Source organism: Tunturiibacter psychrotolerans (genome assembly GCF_051013365.1).
GTDB classification, from domain to species: Bacteria; Acidobacteriota; Terriglobia; order Terriglobales; family Acidobacteriaceae; genus Edaphobacter; species Edaphobacter psychrotolerans_A.
Genome location: NZ_CP132941.1, coordinates 4,079,840 through 4,095,985, shown reverse-complemented (window position 1 = coordinate 4,095,985; position 16,146 = coordinate 4,079,840). Strand labels below are relative to the sequence as shown.

Sequence of the window (16,146 nt, the reverse complement as noted above, 5' to 3'; positions counted from 1 at the left end):
AGTGATTTCGATCTTAGCTTCCCAATTTTGCAAAACATACCCGGTCAGAGCGTACGAATTTTGCATATGAAACCGCAAGATTACGATAAAAGGCACTCCGTGTGTCCGGAGTTCTGAATTTGTGGATTCCAGAATCTGACAGTCTCAGGGTGTCATTTTCACTATTTTGGTGAACGAAAAGTCGAGATCTTGCCGCATCGTTTTGGACAAGCTCGGTCAGGTTTGATAATCGATGGATCAGTACTTCCATCAAGCATCTCAAGTCACCGCTATACCATCGCGGTGGAAGAATTGAGGTGACCCAAGAGAGGACCTCAGGAAGAACGGTGCGAAAGTGGGAAATCCAGGAAGAAACGACCTTGTCATACCAAAGTTCAGAGTAAATGGACGTTTCGAGATGGAAGGCCGCTCCCGGCCGTTCTCGAAAATTCCAATCAGGGCCTCCAAACATATGACCGTGGTCGATGAAGAAAGCCTCCTGAGCATCATCGTCCGATCTCCTGAGGAGAACAGCCTGTCGGTTGTCTTGTTGATTCGCCCAAACATCTAAGATGTACATCCCCAAAAATGCATCCCGATTCGCAATGGAATCGATTCTCGAAGGACTGATGTACTCTGATGATCGTTGTGGACCAGAGGGTTGGCCCACAAGCAAGCTTCCAAAATGCAAGCCAGCGTTCGGACGCTTTCTTTCTGAAGGAACTTCAAACCAGATGTCTGGCTCACTGTCGATAAAGTGATCCGACAGGTGAATCAGCATGCCTTCAGCTACAGGAAGTCCAACTGCACCTGCGATGACGCTACCCAGAAACTCATTGGCCATGACGTTAGGACCCTGCGGATTGCCACCCATTTTTACGATGTAAAATCGATCGTCGTCGCATTGAACCAGAATTGCTTGAGAACCACCTTTCATCTTCCGAACGTATTTGTTAGCAGAAAGAAAAACAGTAGAACAAGGGTGCTCCTTCTTATAGAAGGAATCAAACTCAACGAAACTCAACGCATTCCTCCAGGTTGAAACACTAGGAGGGTACATGGCAGGACCATGATTTCGCTAGTAGGATATTCAGAATAATTCGCGCAGTTCGATAACACTTTTGCGTGAGCCGCTAGAACCGCCTCCTTCTCTTGCAATCCGCAATCGCTCCACACTGAATGAACTGCCGGATCTCCAGGTACCGACGCCGACGGATCGGTCGGTTCCCTGTTCAGAGGTGAGGTTAAATCATTTGGAAATTGTAAACCGGTTCACTGTGAATAGTGGCGCGGTTCACCCAAAGATCCACCTGCTTTCCGTGGCGATCATCTGCGGAGTTCTGGCCTGGATGCGGAGCCCTCGAAAATTCCGATATTTATTTTGAAAAATTAAGGAATAAATCGGTAGGTGTCGAGTTTGTGGAAGGGTAAGTCTCGCAAATTCGTTTGGTCCCGAGTTTTGAACGTGCGCCTTGCCATCGCTTCGCTTCCATGTTTATCTCTGATTTTCGTCGGCTGCTCGAGCTATAACGCTCCCAAGGCAGCGCCTACCCCACTCCCCGTCCCCACTCCACCCGCGGCCACACCGATGTTCTCGAACCGGACACCCTCGCTTTGCCTGGCACTATGCATTCGAGTCGAACATGAAAACTAAGTCCTCAACCCAGCGGAGTGTTACTTACCACTTAGTTTTTTTAATGCTGGGAGTTGCAGTTTACCTCTACCTAAACCTATTCTCATTTCCACATACCCCCTTTCTGCTGAGCGGCGATCAAGCCTTCTTCTGGATGCGTGCTCAACGGATGCTAGATGGCGACCGGATTTATCGTGATTTCATCCAGTTCACGGCTCCGGGAACGGACCTGGTTTACCTTTCTTTATTTAGGCTGTTCGGACTTCACCTATGGGTAACAAACGCAGTGGTGCTTGCTCTTGGGATTGGACTTTGCTGGGCGTGTTTCGCCCTAGCGAGCGAGATCATGAATCGTCGATCCGCCGTGTTGGCGACAGCCGTTTTCCTCGTGCTGATCTATGGCAAGTTGTTGAACGGAACCCACCACTTTTTTAGTGTCCTGGCGATCATGGGCGCGGTGAAAATCTATATGAGGAAGATCACACCTTCGGCAACCGTTGTCGCGGGGGCATTCTTAGGAACGGCATCGTTCTTTACCCAAACCCACGGAGGCGCGGCCCTGCTTGCATTTGCAGTGTTCCTCATCTGGAGACAATCGCGGGAGAAGCAGCCCTGGTTTCATCTTATCCGGAAGGAATCGCTGCTCTTTATCGGATATTCGGCAGCACTTCTGATGCTCAGCGCACCTCTCATCGCCGCCCTTGGATGGAAACAGCTTTGGTACTCTCAGGTCACCTATACCCGACAATACGTAGTCCCCATGCGGCCCCCCCTGCTGGGTTTGCCGGGACCCTTTACCTTGCGCGGCGCGCTCAAACTCTCCCAGGCTGTGTTTGTCTATCTATTTCTTCCCACAGTATATCTTCTGACACTCTGGCGTTGTTGGCGCGAACGTGATGCTCCCACGTTCCCCTGGGAACGGATCACCCTCCTGTCCTTAGTCGGATTCTTCCTAATGGTTGAAGTTTCCTTCAGCCTGAATTGGCTGCGACTGTATGCCGTGTCCCTCGCAGGCGTCATCCTGCTCATCTGGTGTATCGATCAAGCGCGAAAGATCCGCCCCTACGCTGTTGCAGCAATGTGGATCGGAATATCCTGCCTTGCCGTTTGGCAGACGATTGCAGCCTACGCTTATCAACCTCGGAAGACCCACCTGCCAGCAGGAGAAGTAGCGGTCAGCCCACTCTCCTACGAGAAGCTGCACTGGATGATGGAGCACACTCGGCCCGAGCAATTTGTCTTTCAGGCAGCGTGGCCGGGAATCTATCTGTCCCTGCAACTGCGCAATCCCGTATTTGTCGACCAGATACTTCCCGGAGATGGTACCCGCCAGGAAGAGGTTGCATTGACGATTCGGCAGCTCGAAGAAAAGCAAGTCCCTTATGTACTCTGGGCTGCGAGATTAGGTTCGATGGATAACCTTGCCGTCCGTCCGAATGACCATGTCGTTCCACTTCGGGCGTATTTGCACAGTCATTACAGCGAAGAACACACTTTTCCGGACGGTGACCAGGTTTGGCAAAGAAACGAATCCACGAGCTCGCATTGATCGTCTCTGCCAACCCTTCACCTGCCATCGCGGGGTGCCATACTTCTTTTGACAGCAAAATTGCCCAAGCCAAAGCTAGGGCAATTCCAAAACCTTCCACAGAAAAATCGCCTCTTTTTCAGGCAGCATCCCCCGAGACGAGCACCTGATCGGTCTGAGGCTTATCGATGACGAGCCAGCTCCAGGTATGCCGTTGTTTATGGCACTTGATTTGAACGCGAACAAATAACCCACGCAGTGATTCAGCGTCCTCGTCTCGCTGCTCTGACGGGATTGAGATTCTTCGCAGCTTTGTACGTGGTAGTCTTCCACACTGCAATTCAAAGCGCGCCTCAATACCAGGCGCCTAAGTTATGGCTAATCTTCCTCGGTCATGGCGATTTAGCTGTATCGCTCTTCTTCATTCTCTCCGGATACGTGCTCACCTACAACTACGCCGATCGGTGGGAACATACTTCATTCATGAAATTTCTGGGGGCACGATTCGCCAGAATCTATCCTGTCTACCTTTTGGCGCTTCTTCTGCAACTTCCTTTTTGGAGAACGGCGACAACGTTTCGCTCGCTGGCAGTCCTCTTCATGGTCCAATCCTGGACGGTCAGGCCTTCCGGGCTGCCAGGCGAATGGGACTATCCTGCCTGGACACTCTCTGTCGAATGGTTCTTCTACCTATGTTTTCCTCTGCTTCTTTGGGGCTTTGCCAAGGCAAAGAACAAAATGGCAGCGCCATGGCTGACCTGCCTGCTCATCATCGTAGTTGGTGGACCTCTGGTTTCAATTGGGGGAAGGGTGTCCTGGCTATCAACTCATGTTCCGATGCCGCTGCTGCGACTGCCGGAATTCTTCCTGGGGATGTTATTGGTTCGGTATTCCCCGAGCCGTTCCTTTTCAGGGTTCTCCGCAGAGATCGCCACCGTTTCGTTGGGCATATTTTTGCTGGCTCTTAATCCGCATCGTTTTGTCACGCTGATCATTCTGCCCTTTGCGGCTATCATTTGGCTGCTCGCGAACAAAAGGAGCTTGTTCTGCCGAGTGCTTGAATTAAAGCCAATAGTGTTACTTGGCGAAGCCAGCTACGCCATGTATCTATTGCAAGTGCCGATGCCCAACTACTTTCGAACATATTTCCAGCACCCACTCAGTTTTCGTGAAGGTAGCTTCTGCATTGCAGCTCTAATTCCGATTTCCTTGTTTGTCTTCGTGTGGTTTGAGGAGCCGGCCAGACGTCGCATTCGAACTCTACATGCGCTGAAGGCTTCTACCGGAAGCTGGCTTCGCCAGAGATCTTAGGCATTGAAACTGTAGGAAACGATCAGTGGTTCGTACAGCTGTTGCAGAAGTTGGATCACGAGGTATGTGTCGGGGGGATGCGGCGCAAATTCGTGCCAGCTACGTGCGGGAACAAAAAACAGATCGTCGAGATGCAAAACACATACCGCAGCTTCTGGTGGAAGAAGGTTTCCTCGGATCTGGATACCCGACGCCGAGATTCGGGATCATCGCCAATTGCTGATGCACCCTCACAAATCGGTGCAGATACTTACCCGGGTCAAGAATGAATTGCAGCACCTCATGCTGAACCAAGGAATGCAGAAAAACGCAGAAGCTGTGGAGCACGGAGGCTCGGGCAGCGCTCGCGTCACTACCGCTGCAGCTATGGCCGGATCGACGCAGGAAAGATTTGCTAAATTTACTGGCGATGTTGGATGCTCAACTCGAGAGCCTCAACGATGCAGTGATGCGAGTGGCTAAAGAATATCCAGGTGTGCAATCCCAGGTGGCTGGGGACCTGCTTGCCACGTGGAAAGCGATGCACATCTCCCAGGGTCAGCACAAAAGCAAGTGCTGTGACTGCACCTACTCCTGGCTGACTCATTAGCAGATGTGATTCCGCGTCTGAGCTGTTTGCCGTGGTGGTGAACTGCTGGACGTTGGCCTTGTATTGAGCGCCCGCAGCCGCAACGATATCGAAGTTGGTGAGAACGGGTGTCCCGTTGATGGCGACGTCGAATTCACGTTGACCTGCGGTTGAGAAGTACAGCTCGGCGAAGTGCAGCCGTACCGTGTGCGTGCTGCCTGCGGCGAAACCCGGCACTGTGTAAGTAAAGGTTCCTTCGCGAGCATCCTGATACACCGCTACGGGCGCGGGTTTGGTCACTCCCCTAGTTGAGATGGTGTTCGATACCGCATACGTCGAGCCACCGGAGAAGTCCGTGTCCGCTATGAATGGCAATACAGCTGCGCCGCCCCCGTTGATATCCACGTTTGACCTGCCTGCCGAGCATGTGCCGCTTCCCGCATAGGAGGTGAAGTCGTGTGGAGTACCGGTGGTGTTGATAACGTTGCTGATGCCGCCTGTGCCGCTCAGCATCACAGTGACCATGTGGGTGAAGCTAATCTCCGAAACATTGGGAGCGAGGATTGGATTGCTTTGAAAGATGGTTACATTCGGGACGTCGAAGAAGGAGTAGATCCCGAGACCATGAGCGGTATGCGAGCAGACCTTGGACGTAACCTCGCAAGAGGGTAGCCATTCGCACCGTTATAGGTCCATGAGCTCTTACTTGGAACGTCGTAGGGACCCTAGCTTTGATAGAAGATGGTTTCGCAGTTGTTGCCGTTCCACTGTACCTGGCTTTGCTGGTAGTGTTCGGCCGCAAGGCCGAGTGCGTTCACATTGTCGCCGTCGACGATAAGACCATGAGATGCCGTATTCGTGGTCCAGCCTACCCCAGTGCCGTGGTCAGCTCGCCACGCAGATGTTATCCAGGATTACGTTGTTGCTATCCAGCTCAAGGCTGGTTGTAGCCGAGCCGGCCTCTGCACCGCCGAATCATTCCTCAGCGACCCGTTGCATCTCAGGATCTGCCGGAAAGGGTACAAATTTCGCCGAGCATACCAATTGCACGAAGATTTTTGCTCTCAGTGACCAATTTAGGACTTTCTTCAAAAAAAATGGAATAAAGGGCTTGGTCATCAGTTTTGATTGGCAACGCGTCTGATGTGCTGCTCCCTGGAGATAAGATGAAATCATTTCGCACGATCTTTGCTAGAGATCTGGATTCCGTGTCTCTCAAGAGTGAGATGGAGACTTACGGATACGTCTTCATCCGAGACCTGATGCCGAAAGAGGACCTGGAGCAGCTCCTCAGCGATATGACCGGCATTGCATCGGACGAGGGCTGGACGATCGAGGGGTCCGCACCATCGTACCGCTTCGCGAATCCTGCCATGGCGTGCTTCGATCCAGATCCGAAATATAAGCAGGTTGCAAATCGCGCGTTCCGCTTGGAGCGGCTCCACGCATTGACGCATCATCCGGTATTGACCGATGTGATGATGCGACTTGTGGGGCCACGCCTTTTGGTTCATCCCAAGCCCATTGCACGGATGATTTCCCCCAACTGCGAGAGCGCCCTTTTGCATGCGCATCAGGACAACTCCGGGATTGCGGGAAGCCCTGAGAGCTACACCGTGTGGATGCCGCTCCATGATTGTCTGCAGGGACAGGGGACGCTCGAGATCAAGGAAGCATCGCATCTTTCGGGGCTTCTAACCACAGAGGGATATATCAAGCCGGAAACCGCTCCGGGAGGCGATTGGGTAGGCGGAGGGATCAATGCAGGAGATGCTGTCTTCTTTCACAGCCTGACGGTGCATAGGTCGACACTCAGTACTTCCAGCCAGCTCCGTTTTTCGGTGGATTGCCGGATTCAAAGCTATAACGAGGCCGTCTCACCGCTCGAGATCGTGTTTCCCAACCAGGCTAAAGGCGGACGAACTTGGGAAGCCACCTACGCGGACTTGAAGCATGACGATTTGAAGTATTATTGGCGCGATTTGCCGTTGCGTTTAAAGCCCTCGGTAGCCGAGCTAGCCGCGCAAGCCGAGAAGGCTGACAGTCCCGAAAAGCGACTTCGCTACACGACGACCATGGAACTGATTGAGCGAGAAATCCCCATGATGGTGCACTGAGCGGATTTAGACGAGTGGGAAGAAGCCGGAAATTCCTCCGGAAGCTGGTGCAACCGCTCTGACGAGAACGCGATGAGAGGTGGATATGGGACTCTGGTGCAAAAATCTCGATGTTTTGAGTGGAGCTGCGGACAGAAGTTCAGATCAAGCAGCCGAGTACGCATTCCAGAGTGCAGTCGCAGCCATAGCCGTTCGAGGCGGGCACCGCGACTACAGGGACGTTCGCGAGGCAATCTCACTCCACGTGCACGCTGAGTGAGATTGCCGGTCTATTCGCAGAAGTAGGAAAAAACATTAGAGAGTCATCGTCGAAAATCTCTCTACAAAGACTATCTTAAACAGCAACATGAGGGGATGCAGTTGAACTCATCACCATCGCCATTACCGCATAGAACTGGGTCGATCATCGGCCTAGCTCCACTCCTCAGGGCAGCATTTACCGGAACTGACCTGACGCCGCTGGCCAACGATTGGATCGAGCAAGTCAGGCAGCGCCGCAACGCCGATACGCTGCTGGACCTGTCACTTGCACTTGAAATGCTGCGACATCGTGAGCACGCCATGACGATCCAGAACGACGCCCTTAAAATCTCTAGGCACTTTCGTATCGCGTCCTCACTAGAGGAACCTGCACTGAGGGTGCTGGTGCTGAAGGCGCCTGGTGATCTCAGCGCAAATGCTCCGATCGAGTGTTTACTGGAAGACTCCGATATTGGAGTTGAGCTTCTCTATGTCGAGCCGGGGCTACCGCTTCTCGAAGTGCATCCCGATCACGATCTGTTATTTGTGGCTGTCGCTGAATCGAAAGAAAATCGTCCAGCCCTCGAGTATCTTCAACACCAACTGGCCTCCTGGCCGCGCCCCATCCTGAACAGGCCTGGCGAGATCTTGAAGCTCGAGCGCAGTCGTGCGTGTGAGATTCTCAGCACGATTCCTGACATCGTTATGCCGCGAACGAACCACGTAGATCGTTCGATGCTTATGGAGATAGCCCATGGTAAGGTGCCAATCGATGCCGCACCAGGATTAGAAGAGTTTCCGCTTATCGTCCGGCCAATCGATTCGCATGCGGGCCGGGGACTCATCAAGGCCGAGTCTGCCGCCGAGCTATTGCCCTATTTGGCAGACCGAACGGAAACAAGCTTCTTTATCTCGCGATTTATCGACTACAGTTCGGCGGACCATTTATTTCGCAAGTATCGGATTGCAATGTTGCACGGACAACCGTTTATCTGCCATATGGGAATCTCCGATCACTGGATGGTTCACTATCCCTACGCGGAGATGATCCCGAGCGTAGCGCGACGCGCGGAAGAAGAGCAGCTTATGGATAACTTCCATGAGACCTTTCGTCAACGTCATCAAGCCGCCTTGACGGCCATCTACCAGAAGATTCACCTTGACTACTTCGGCCTGGACTGTGCGGAGAGCATCAATGGAGACCTCGTCATCTTCGAAGTAGCGAGTGCCATGCTTGTTCACGCCATGGACGATCCAGCGATCTTCCCTTATAAGGCCGTTCAGATGAAGAAGGTGTTCCGGGAATTCCGCAACCTGTTGCACGGGATCTGTGGTGTCAGCATTCCTGACACCGTGCGACGGACATATGTCTGAGTTATGGAAACGCAGATCGGGAGCTATCTGGGTCTCATTCTGTGTGAAGACTCCAGCGCCAACCGTCAGCGACTGGGGCACATCACCAAGCAAGGCAGTTCGCTGGTACGTTACCTGCTGGCTGAGTCAGCCCAGGCTGCCGTACGTTTGTATGCGTTTGGGCGGAGATGGTGCGCGGCACGGAAAAGAAGACCGGTATGTGTTGCTGTTGAGCATCACTACCGTAGACCGAATCGCAGTGAAATTCCAGGCGCTCGGGAATAAAAGCCGGGAACTCCAGTTTCGGGTAGTGTAAGTAATTAAAACCAGCTGGAGCTTGATATGAATCGCTTTTGATGAAGATAAGGCAATGAACTGAAATGAGGCCACAGCACAACCCGGCGATGGCATCGACAGACGCAACTGCCTTGGTTGAATGGCGTGGGCAGGTACCGACCTACTCTGGTCAATGGCTGGTGGTGTGCCCACCTCGAAGCTATTGGCGCAGGCGATGAAGGGTGGCGCCCAAAAGCCCCCAAGTCGGAAGATTTCCCTTCGTCCAGATTAGCGACAGTCACATCGGCTTCAACAAGGGAGCAAACCCGAATGTAGCTGGGGACGCTCACCCAAAGCGATCGACAAAGGTAACGTAGTTCCGGCCTGGATAAAAGTGCCGGACTTCATGATCCATACCGGCGATATTACCCAGAACTCGAAGGCAGCCGAGTTTGATACTACGGCCCATGTGATTAAGAGCGCGGAGGCGGACGAGGACTTTTATATTCCCGGCGAGCATGACTTCATCGACGATGGCGAACAGCACAAGCAGTGTTTCGGCAAAGGCACCCAGGCCAATGGCTGGTATATCCCTCACGCTCACGAAATACCGCAACGGACAGCCGGGAGAACTTTACTGCAGCGATGCTGGATCAGGCTGTGAAGAACTCCGGCCTTGAGGGGATTTTTGAAGATCACTTGAGTACTGATCGGGTGAGAGTGTTCAAGCCTGATCCTCGGGCCTACGGAATGGCGATGGGCGCCTTTGGGTTGAGGAAAGAAGAGATCGCTTTTGCTGCGTTTGGGGGCTGGGATGCGGTGGGCGCAAAGTGGTTCGGCTATCCTACCTTCTGGGTGAATCGCGCACATGTTGCGGCAGAAGAGCTCGGGGCGGTTCCGGATGGAGCGGGTAAGGACTTGAATGATCTGGCAACATTTGTGCAGGCCAGGCATTAGGTGCAGTTGGACCACCGGACTGATTTCGCCTCAGACCACGCAGTTCCAGTACTGCAGGAGAGGATAATTGGGTTTCATCCTGGATCGTCGGCGATCCGGAAGTTACCGGCCATTTTCTCGATTGATGCAAAATCACCGAGGCGCGTTTCCAGGGTTGAAGGTGCCGACTCTGTGGAAACGTGCTTTGGCCTGTTGGCACCACTTGACTGGCAGCCAATTCGCGGACAATAACCAAGCTTGTCGGGTCTGATCGCTGGTCAGATCATCCACGTTGGGGGGCGCCTCAAGCACCAATTTGAAGTTCAAGCGGCAATATTCTTCGTGCCCTGACAGGCGCGCCAGTCGCTAATGGTCCTTATTCGTAGCGCAGCGCGATCATGGGATCTACTTTCATTGCCTTTCTGGCGGGAATATAGCAGGCCAGTAGAGCGACGGCCAGCAGAAGGAGCGACACCGAGCTAATCGTCGTTAGATCTGTCGGCTGGACCCCATACAGGAAGCGCGTCATCAGCTGAGTAGTCGTCAACGCAGCAATCAGTCCAATCGCGATTCCTGCGCCGGCAAGGCGGCAACCCTGTCCGAGCATCATGACAAGGATCTGATGCCGTCGAGCCCCCAACGCAATGCGAATACCGATCTCCGGTGTGCGCTGCATCACCGAGTGAGACACGACACCATACATGCCAATCGCAGACAGGATGAGCGCCAGCACGCCGAAGGCGCTCAGGAGAAGCGTTGCGAAACGGTCGGCACTGAGCGACGTATCTACCAGCGTGGTGAGCGTCGCGAAGTTTGCAAGAGGCAAATCCGGATCAACGGAATGGACCGCCTCCCGTATATTGCCGGCTATGGAGTCTGGATCGACCTTCGTGTGAACTGCATATTGCAAGGTCGGCATCGAAGGCCATGTCCTGATCTCGTTCTGGGTATAGGGCACAAACATAGCTGGGGCCGGCACTTCGCGCACGGACACTTGCTTGATGTCCGCGACCACGCCGACGATCGTCCGTACCGGATACCTGGTCGACCCAACCCCCACCTGTTTGCCGATAGGATCTTCTCCAGGCCAGTATTTCTTTGCCATGGCACTGTTGATGATGGTCACCGGTGCAGAGGTGAGGTTGTCTGCATCGCTGATGTCGCGCCCGCGCTGTAACGGCGCACCGATGGAATGGAAGTAGCCAGGTGAAACGAATAAGTAATTTGCTACGGGATTCTGCGCAGGATCCGTGCTTGGGTGCTCCGGGATGCGGATTTCCGTGGAATCCGATGGACCCGCCATGGGAACAACCGAAGCGAAGCCGACAGACTGTACCCCTGGGGTCGCTTGGAGCCGCTGCTGCACTTGTTGATATAGCTGCGCCATCCGATCCGTGTCGCTATATTTCGTGGCCGGCAGCGGTATTTCGAAGGTGACAACGTGCGTAGCATCGAAGCCGCTATTCGCGTTGATCATGTGATAGAAGGTACGAGCCAGCAAACCGGCTGCAACCACCAGCACCAGCGCTAGGGCGACCTGTGAGATAAGCAACGCATTGCGAATCTTTGGCGCCGATACGCTTCCCCCTGATCGTTGGCCTCCTTCTTTCAACGCCTCAACCAGATTGATTCGCGTAGCTCCAAAGGCTGGCGCTAAACCAAAGAGAACCCCTGTAAGGAGCGTGATGCCGAGCGCAAACGCGAAGACACTCAGGTCAAGACCTATCTCGTGAAGATGTGGAATGCTCTCTGGTCCCAGATGCCTCACCAGAGACAGGCTGCCTTCGGCGAGCAAAATTCCCAATATGCCTCCGGTCAGCGCCACCAGCAGGCTCTCCGTCATCAGTTGGCTGACGAGCCGGCTACGCCGCGCACCCAGGGCTCCGCGCAGGGTAAATTCTTTTTGCCGCCCGAGTGAACGGTTGAGTGTCAGTCCAGCAACGTTTGCACAGGCAATCAACAACACCACACACACCGCACCGAACAACAGCAACAGGGGCCGCCGGGTGTCTGTCACGGCTTGTTTCGCCAAAGGAACGGCGTCCGAGGACCAGCCTTTCAGTGTGGGATTTAATTCTAACCAGCGGCGATCGTAGGCATGCAAATCCTGCTGCGCCCGTGCCAGGCTCACGTTTTGCTTTAGCTCTCCAATAATGCTGAGATCGCTCGGTCCCCTGGGGGGTACTGCGGGAAGTGCCAGCGGCACCCAAAGCTGAGTCTCCCTGGGCAGATCGATGCTTGCCGGCATCCCTGCCATGTTGGGGAAGGTGAAGTCGGCAGGCATGACTCCGATCACCGTGTATGGAAGGCCACTGAGGTGGATCGTGCTGCCGACAACGCTGGGGTCGCCACCAAAGCGAGACTTCCACAGACGATGGCTGAGGACGACGACCAGCGCCTGGCCGGGCCGGTCTTCCTCCGCGGTGAAGGTGCGTCCCAGGATCGGGGCCGTACCCAGCGTGGCAAAAAGTCCGGAAGAGGCACGAACGCCTTCCAGATACTCGGGGTTGGCCGATCCGGTTAAATTGAAGTTATCTTTTCTGAACGTACCCAGGTTTTGAAATGCAGTGCTGGTCTTGCTCAGCTGTACAAACTCCCTGTCTCCCCAAGGAAAGTTGCCGGTATTCCAAGCTGACCCGATCGGTGCCACGCGCCATGGCACCACAACCCGCTGGGCATTGGGGTAGGGCGACGATCTCAAGAGGATTGTGTTCACTACACTAAAGACGGCGGTACTAGCTCCAATGCCAAGAGCCAACGTCAATGCCGCAATGATAAAAAAGCCAGGACTTTTGCGGTGAACGCGAAATCCGTACTGGATATCTTGCCAGAAGCTTTCGAGAGCACCTGTCCCGCGCGCTTGTCGACAGTCTTCTTTCACCTGCTCGTGGCCGCCAAACGTCAGCCGTGCGCGGCGCATCGCTTCCTCACGGCTCATCCCGGCACGGAGATTTTTCTCCACCGCTTGTTCGAAGTGGAAGCGGACTTCCTGCTCCAACTCCGCTTCCATTACATTGCGGCGGAACAGGGCACGAAAGCTAAAACGTAGATCATTCAGCATAGCGCTACCTCATGCACTCTCTAAAATCTGGGTGACTGCGACGGTCAGCTTCCGCCAGCTCTCTGTTTCCACAGCCAGTTGTTTCTTGCCAGCAGGGGTAAGTCCGTAGAACTTAGCCTTGCGGTTGTTGTCGGAGGTGCCCCAGTGGGACTTGATCCAGCCGCGTCGCTCCAGGCGGTGCAGCGCCGGATACAACGATCCCTGCTGGATCTGCAGCACATCACTCGACACCTGTTGTACCCGCTCCGAGATCGCCCATCCATGCTGCGGTCCCAGCGCCAAGGTCCTCAAAATGAGCAGGTCCAATGTGCCCTGCGGAAGATCGATGCGTTCGTTCATCATGTTCCACCCTGTTTACTTCTACAGGAATCCTATTTCATCTCCTGTAGAAGCGCAAGGGATCGTAGCGAAGCCATGGAACTGCAGAATTGGGTCCACATCTGGCTGGTTCACCCAGCGATGAGCTGGCACGGATTGCCTTCGCCAGGTCGCGCTTCCGTTTGACTGATGCTAAATCACCAATGCACTCATTGATAACCGATCACGATAAGCGGTCGTGGTGGGTGCGGTGTATTGGGCCAGGTGGCGTAGCTTATTTATCTGGGTCGCCGGGCAAAACAGGCCATGGAAATGACAGAGTATGGAAAGCATGGAAAGCCATGAAGCCGGCTTCCCACCCTTCCCACACTCTTTGGAAATCCCTTAGGGATTCCCACATTCCCACGGCCTCGACGACCGGATATATGTCTTCTCGTGCCCACCTCAACTCGAACCATCGCCACCGCAATGGGCTTGTAACGGATGTCTCAAGTCCACAATGTAACGCATGTCCGGTACACTCACCTCAGCAGGTTTGGTTTCCATTTGTGCGCAGGAGCGCACCGGATTTCAGGGTCGCGTTGCGGCAGGAACAGGCCGCTGTGGTGGGTGGCGGAAGACGCGCCAGCGGCAGCAGACAGGGAGGAGTAAAACTCCTCCCTCCGAGGAGAGGCCTTTCAGTTGGGAACGTCGCTCATATCTTGCAGAAGCAACGCTCGGAAACCAAGACATTGATTGATTACATTCCCGGTTTGGCAGGTTCTGATTATCCGGTCAGAATCAGATCTTCAGTCCACATCCTGTTCCGTTTTTTTCGCTGCCTTTGCAGCTTTCTTGGGGGAGGCGGGCCTTTCGGCTTTGACGTCTTCCTTCGTCGGAGCAACCGCTTTCCTTGCAGCCTTTATGGTGGCCGCATGGATGGATGTGGCGACCGTCTGGTCTACCAGCCCTCCGCTGATGCCACTCTTGATGGCCTTCCTTACGGCTTTATCAATCGCTTTGAGTGTCTTTTTCTCGGATTCCTTCTTCGCCATTACGCAGTACCTCAACGGGCAGCTTGTGCCGCAATTGGGAATTGTACAAGGGCGCAGTTCCTAGATCGGAGCGCATGGAGATACTCAACGCTTATGCCGGCATGACCCCTTGGGGCTTCAATGGCGGATGTCGTGGATCAAGTCCGTATCGATGAGCGACTGAGACTGTTCCGTGAGGAGATGTACCCCGTTGTCACCGCCGTCGACCCGTCTTCTTTGCAACCTTCTTTACCGTTTTTTTCGCAACTTTCTTAGCCGGGGCGGCAGCCTTTTTAGCGACCTTCTTTGCAGGTGCCTTCTTCGCTTTCTTCGTTGTCACGACCTGCTTCGCGGTCTTTTTCGGATATGTCTTTTTGGCTGCCTTTTTCGGGGCAGTTCTCTTTGCTGGCTTTTTGACAGGGGTCGACTTTAGAACCTCGGTCACTGTGGTCACGGCAGCGCCAATTGCAGTTTTGATGACCCCTGCCACGTCTGACGCCATCGCTATTCCTACGCCAACCGTCTCTCCGGCTTTATCTACTACTGTTTTTTCAGGCATTCGCATACTCGACATGTCACGCCGACACTAGGAGGGTCGCGACGTGTCGTTAGAACGTCTCAGTGGATGCCATCATCAGTCTGGGCGGAACCTAGCACCTTGGCGATTACGCTGGACAAGGCGATCATAAAAGGGACGAAGATTCGAATCTCCGAGAGGTGACCAGCACATAACCACACCACCAAGTATAAACCCGAAGCGATCATGATAAGCCTGTCGCTCGCATCTAAGGAGGGTCGCGTTCTCGCGATGTAAATCGCGAAGAGAACGAAGGGGAATAAGGCGACCAGGCCGGACGAAAGAGAATGAGCATTGAGCAGATTCGTCTTTAATGTAACTATCTGGTTGTCCACAGGCCAACGATGCAGGTTTGGGAAGCGCACATAACTGAGATAAGCCTGCGCGGAAACAGTTAGGCAAATGAGCGCTGAGCCCAATAATAGCATGTGGCGCCGGGAACCAAATGTTTTTGGAGCAGTAGGTAAACTTCCTAAGACCATAACGGAAACTCCCAAAACTAATGGGATGTCCGTTCGGATAAAATCTTGAAGGATAGTTGCCGTTACGATCGGAAAAACCCAATTCGAGTTTGTTCTGAGTCTTGTAAACGAAAATAGGCAGATAGCTAAATATAGAGCACTTGGCGTAGTCTCCGGTCTTTGCCACGGAACGATATAGTAGAGTCCGAACTGGATCATTGCCAAAAAAAGTGCTGCTGCCAAACGGGTCTCAGACAAAGCATCGACAGTGACGCGATAAAACAAATAGCATGCGCCGAATCCGTTGATGAAGTCGAACAATGCTGCAACCGCTGGCGCATCAGGGATGTGAAAAGTCTTCATTACGAATCTTCCCAATGCAGGCATCAGTACACGGTAGGCATCGGGTAGATGGGACGGTCTATCAAAGAGTGGAGTGTAAGGAGTTCCTACGGGTGGAGGATGGAGACGAGTGTTGGTTGCTGTTTCAAACCAGCCTGCATGTACTGCCCGCGCCATGACCAAGCACACAAGAAACAGGAAAATGCTGACAAATACCCTCTCTTTCCTCAATTCACTAATCTGCATGTTCCGGCCTCAATCTATGCGGACGAATTCGGGTCCAGCTCGCACTTAAAAGCTACATATCCAACAATCGTTATCTTTGTCTCTGAGATTCATTTTGGAGTGCTGGCTTACATACATTCTAAGTGCATAACTGGTTTCTATTCGGACCGTCCTGTCCCAGTGACCTATAAGCGCGGCCAAAGGGTGG

14 protein-coding genes are annotated in these 16,146 nt (G+C 53.6%); 7 read left to right on the top strand and 7 right to left on the bottom strand.

Features of this window, described 5'->3' with window-relative positions; translation table 11 throughout:
• Positions 1–13 precede the first annotated feature (13 nt).
• The gene (locus RBB76_RS17140) at positions 14–1,003 is read right to left on the bottom strand and encodes a HipA family kinase (protein WP_429634841.1); all 990 of its coding nucleotides are present in this window, start codon (positions 1,001–1,003) and stop codon (positions 14–16) included.
• A 955-nt stretch (positions 1,004–1,958) separates the two neighbouring features.
• Here RBB76_RS17140 and RBB76_RS17135 point away from each other — a divergent pair.
• Together RBB76_RS17135 and RBB76_RS17130 are read left to right on the top strand one after the other, a co-directional pair.
• Positions 1,959–3,161 carry a hypothetical protein gene (locus RBB76_RS17135; RefSeq protein ID WP_429634840.1) on the top strand — a complete coding sequence of 401 codons (1,203 nt, stop codon included), beginning with the start codon at positions 1,959–1,961 and terminating at the stop codon, positions 3,159–3,161.
• Positions 3,162–3,398: 237 nt separating this feature from the next.
• Entirely contained in the window at positions 3,399–4,451 is a 1,053-nt protein-coding gene (locus RBB76_RS17130) for an acyltransferase family protein (protein ID WP_429634839.1), read from the top strand.
• Positions 4,452–4,851: 400 nt separating this feature from the next.
• Here the strand turns inward: RBB76_RS17130 and RBB76_RS17125 are convergent, their stop codons facing one another.
• The gene (locus RBB76_RS17125; protein WP_429634838.1) at positions 4,852–5,544 is read right to left on the bottom strand and encodes a malectin domain-containing carbohydrate-binding protein; all 693 of its coding nucleotides are present in this window, start codon (positions 5,542–5,544) and stop codon (positions 4,852–4,854) included.
• A 641-nt stretch (positions 5,545–6,185) separates the two neighbouring features.
• On the opposite strand from RBB76_RS17125, the gene RBB76_RS17120 reads away from it, so the two are divergent.
• The 5 genes from RBB76_RS17120 to RBB76_RS17100 all read left to right on the top strand — a co-directional run bounded on the left by RBB76_RS17120 (position 6,186) and on the right by RBB76_RS17100 (position 9,962).
• The gene (locus tag RBB76_RS17120; RefSeq protein ID WP_429634837.1) at positions 6,186–7,136 is read left to right on the top strand and encodes a phytanoyl-CoA dioxygenase family protein; all 951 of its coding nucleotides are present in this window, start codon (positions 6,186–6,188) and stop codon (positions 7,134–7,136) included.
• A gap of 360 nt (positions 7,137–7,496) precedes the next feature.
• The gene (locus tag RBB76_RS17115; protein ID WP_429634836.1) at positions 7,497–8,750 is read left to right on the top strand and encodes an ATP-grasp domain-containing protein; all 1,254 of its coding nucleotides are present in this window, start codon (positions 7,497–7,499) and stop codon (positions 8,748–8,750) included.
• Positions 8,751–8,753: 3 nt separating this feature from the next.
• Positions 8,754–9,014, top strand: coding sequence for a transposase (locus tag RBB76_RS17110; protein ID WP_429634835.1), 261 nt, complete (start codon positions 8,754–8,756; stop codon positions 9,012–9,014).
• Positions 9,015–9,399: 385 nt separating this feature from the next.
• Positions 9,400–9,669 carry a hypothetical protein gene (locus RBB76_RS17105; protein WP_429634834.1) on the top strand — a complete coding sequence of 90 codons (270 nt, stop codon included), beginning with the start codon at positions 9,400–9,402 and terminating at the stop codon, positions 9,667–9,669.
• Positions 9,651–9,962, top strand: coding sequence for a hypothetical protein (locus RBB76_RS17100; RefSeq protein ID WP_429634833.1), 312 nt, complete (start codon positions 9,651–9,653; stop codon positions 9,960–9,962). The genes RBB76_RS17105 and RBB76_RS17100 overlap by 19 nt, the downstream gene beginning before the upstream one ends.
• A 355-nt stretch (positions 9,963–10,317) precedes the next feature.
• Here RBB76_RS17100 and RBB76_RS17095 read toward each other — a convergent pair whose 3' ends face one another.
• The 5 genes from RBB76_RS17095 to RBB76_RS17075 form a co-directional block, all read right to left on the bottom strand.
• Positions 10,318–13,002, bottom strand: a complete 2,685-nt coding sequence (locus tag RBB76_RS17095) for an ADOP family duplicated permease (RefSeq protein WP_433963448.1) — start codon at positions 13,000–13,002, stop codon at positions 10,318–10,320.
• A 9-nt stretch (positions 13,003–13,011) separates the two neighbouring features.
• A complete protein-coding gene (locus RBB76_RS17090; RefSeq protein ID WP_429634737.1) occupies positions 13,012–13,344 on the bottom strand; it encodes a PadR family transcriptional regulator in 333 nt (110 codons plus the stop codon).
• Positions 13,345–14,108: 764 nt separating this feature from the next.
• Complete coding sequence (locus tag RBB76_RS17085; protein ID WP_429634736.1) at positions 14,109–14,354, bottom strand: hypothetical protein; 246 nt, start codon at positions 14,352–14,354, stop codon at positions 14,109–14,111.
• A gap of 193 nt (positions 14,355–14,547) precedes the next feature.
• Positions 14,548–14,892 (bottom strand): hypothetical protein, encoded by a 345-nt coding sequence (locus tag RBB76_RS17080; RefSeq protein WP_429634735.1) that lies wholly within the window; start codon positions 14,890–14,892, stop codon positions 14,548–14,550.
• Between the two features lie 59 nt (positions 14,893–14,951).
• The gene (locus RBB76_RS17075) at positions 14,952–15,959 is read right to left on the bottom strand and encodes a hypothetical protein (RefSeq protein ID WP_429634734.1); all 1,008 of its coding nucleotides are present in this window, start codon (positions 15,957–15,959) and stop codon (positions 14,952–14,954) included.
• Positions 15,960–16,146 lie beyond the last annotated feature (187 nt).